General features: G+C 68.5%; 4 protein-coding genes. 2 read left to right on the top strand and 2 right to left on the bottom strand.

Annotated elements, in window-relative coordinates; genetic code table 11:
• Positions 1-138: 138 nt before the first annotated feature.
• Positions 139-807: a cell division ATP-binding protein FtsE gene (locus tag HUK82_RS15890; RefSeq protein ID WP_176614862.1), complete on the bottom strand. Its 669-nt coding sequence runs from the start codon at positions 805-807 to the stop codon at positions 139-141.
• Positions 808-959: 152 nt separating this feature from the next.
• On the opposite strand from HUK82_RS15890, the gene HUK82_RS15885 reads away from it, so the two are divergent.
• Positions 960-1,433, top strand: coding sequence for a zinc-ribbon domain-containing protein (locus HUK82_RS15885; RefSeq protein WP_176614861.1), 474 nt, complete (start codon positions 960-962; stop codon positions 1,431-1,433).
• A 28-nt stretch (positions 1,434-1,461) separates the two neighbouring features.
• Here HUK82_RS15885 and HUK82_RS15880 read toward each other — a convergent pair whose 3' ends face one another.
• A complete protein-coding gene (locus HUK82_RS15880) occupies positions 1,462-1,872 on the bottom strand; it encodes a hypothetical protein (protein WP_246495141.1) in 411 nt (136 codons plus the stop codon).
• A gap of 262 nt (positions 1,873-2,134) precedes the next feature.
• Between HUK82_RS15880 and HUK82_RS15875 the strand changes: the two genes are divergently transcribed.
• Positions 2,135-2,617: chemotaxis protein CheW (locus HUK82_RS15875; RefSeq protein WP_176614860.1), on the top strand; the 483-nt coding region annotated here is incomplete at its 3' end.

Below are 2,617 nucleotides of genomic sequence, written 5' to 3'. Positions count from 1 at the left end.
GCCCAGAGCCAGGGCGGCCAGAAAGCCCATGGCGGCGACCAGCGCCGGAAGCGAGCGTTCGGGCAATGCGCGGCGCAGGGCAAGCCCGTCGGCGCGGCGGCGAGAGAACAGGCCCATCACGCGTCTCCCGTTCGCAGGTCAGCCGTCATGGACAAGGCGCCCGCCATCAAGCCACAGGGCGCGCCCCGGATAACGCTGCACCAGGGATTCGTTGTGGGTAGCCACGACGACGGTCGTGCCCATCGCATTGAGTTCGTTGAACAGTTCCATCAGCCTTCGTCCCTGGTCCTCCTGCAACGCATTTGTCGGTTCGTCGGCAAGCAGAAGTTCGGGCTGATGGATGACCGCCCGGGCGACGGCGACACGTTGTTGCTCTCCCCCGGACAGGCGCGCGGGAGCATCGCGTTCACGGCCCGCGAGCCCCACCCAGCCAAGCATCGCGGCGACGGCATCGGCAATTTCGTCTTCAGGTCGATCCTGCAGGCGCAACGGCAGCGCCACGTTGTCGCCCACCGAGAGATCGGGAAGCAGCGCGAAGTCCTGGTGCACCACGCCGATGCGGCGTCGCAGCCGGGTCAGGGCAGGGCGCCGGGCCCGCGTCGTGAGAACACCGAGCAGCGTCATCTCGCCCTCGCTGGCCCGCGCGGACAGTCCCAGCAGCCGAAGCAGTGTCGACTTTCCCGCCCCGGACGGCCCGAGCAGCCAGCGGAACCCGCCTTGCGGCACATCGAACGAGATCGCGTGCAACGCCGTTGCGGCGCGCGGTCCACGATCGTGCCGAAAGCTGATGTCACGCAGGGAGATCATGCAAAGGCGATCCTGAAGACATGTCGAGGGCGGGCCTGATGGTGGCGCACGGTCATAATCGAGTGCCCGTTAACATTTCGTAGACTGTTCGTGCCGACAATCAAGCCCTGTGATTCGGCGTGCGCGCCCCTCAGCAGGAGCTTTAAAACCAGATGCTTATCACCTGTCCTTCGTGCCACGCGACCTACGATGTGCCGGTCGCTCTCCTGAAGGCGGGACGAACCGTTCAGTGCGCCGACTGCGGCGCGTCCTGGGAGGTCGCGCCGGAGGCAGGCACCTCCGGCGCCGACGCTGCGTCGGGGGATGGCGGCCAGGACGTCGTGCCCCGGCAGGCGCACTCTCGCCTGACGCCAGACGGCTCAGCGGTGGCGCTCAGCGGCGCCGTGGCGGCGGAGGGACTGGAATCGACGGTCGCGTCCGCTTCGCGCATCCGCACGGCGGTCGCCTCGTCGTCGCCTGCCGTCAGCGGTACGTGGCTGCAAGACCGCCGTGTGTGGAGCGCCGGCTGGGTGCTGACCGTGGCGGGACTGGGTGCGACGGCAGCGACGCTGTGGGTGTGCCACGCGGGTGTGGATGCCTTGTGGCTGCGCTATGTCGGAACCCTGCGAGGATTGGTGATGCGGTAGATCCCGGCGGGTCGCGCCGGGGCATCCCTTACAGTTCGCGCGCGGCGAGTGCGGCGATGGTCGAACCGGCGGCGGCCACGGCCATCAGGGCGAAGCCGTCGAAAATCAGGCCGGACGCGGTCAGCACATGGCTGCCGACGACGATCTGCGCCGGAATGGCGTCCGACACATGCGCGATGATGTCGTGGGTCTGCGGATCGGCCGAACTGGTCGAGCGTGTGACCGCTTCCATGGCCTTCGGCAGGATCGCCCAGCCGACACCCAGGATCAGCACGAACGGCGCCAGTAGTTCCGCCACCTGCTGCACGAAATAAAAGACGAAATGCGCCACCAGCCACAGGCCCAGACGCAGGGCGCGGGCCAGATCGAACGGGCGTTCGTCGCGGATTTCGATGGGCAACATGCGTCGTGGCGCATGGGGAGGAGGCGAAGTTTCCATGGACGAGACACTCTCCGGCACGGCAGGGATGGCGCGGACAAGGCCGCGTGGGGCGCACCACCGGTAGCGGCGGACGCGGCCAAAAGCAATCTCCAGCCCCGATCGTCACCCGCGCGCCGGACCGGGCACAGGCAGGGATCGCATGTGCGCACGGAGCGCACCATGTCCGGTGGTGGACTGTGAGCGCGAGCGGGACTGTGTTACGGCAATCCGGCGCGCGGCCCGCAGGCGGCACGCGTACAGCAGGGGGGCCTGGCATCCTGTGCAGGGACCGTTCGTTATCTTCAGGCTGGGTCACGGAACCGGGGAGGCTGTCTCGTCCGACCAGACCCATGACTTCGCGCTCGCGACCGCGGTGGTGCGCGAATGCGTCGCCCTGCCGCTGATGCGCCGACCGCCCGATCTGCCGCCGGCGATTGCCGGACTGTTCGCGCTTGGCCACGAGACGATCACGGTCGTTGATCCGGCGCCCCTTCTGGGATGCGATACCGGCCCGGCACAGACGGCCGAGGCGTTGTATCGTGCCGTCATCCTGCTGCACGGACACCCGCCGGTGGGTCTTCTGGTCACGCGGGTTGTGGATGTACTCAGGGTTCCGGGCGCGCTGATCCGGCCGCCTGAAGACGCGGCCGCGGGCTGGGTGCGCGGGCGTTTCGACCATGACGGGCGGACCGTCACGCTGTTCGATCCGGGGGATCTGCTCGACGCGCAGGCGCTGGAGCAGGCGGCGGCGCGGGACCGGGTG

The sequence above is a fragment of the Ameyamaea chiangmaiensis genome, assembly GCF_013376175.1.
GTDB classification, from domain to species: domain Bacteria; phylum Pseudomonadota; class Alphaproteobacteria; order Acetobacterales; family Acetobacteraceae; genus Ameyamaea; species Ameyamaea chiangmaiensis.
Note: the sequence above shows the minus strand (reverse complement) of the source record. Positions and strands in the feature narration are given on the sequence as shown.

Coding starts and splice junctions, on each gene's coding strand:
- HUK82_RS15890 (WP_176614862.1), bottom strand. CDS start 807: ATGATCTCCCTGCGTGACATCAGCTTTCGGCACGATCGTGGACCGCGC.
- HUK82_RS15885 (WP_176614861.1), top strand. CDS start 960: ATGCTTATCACCTGTCCTTCGTGCCACGCGACCTACGATGTGCCGGTC.
- HUK82_RS15880 (WP_246495141.1), bottom strand. CDS start 1,872: ATGGAAACTTCGCCTCCTCCCCATGCGCCACGACGCATGTTGCCCATC.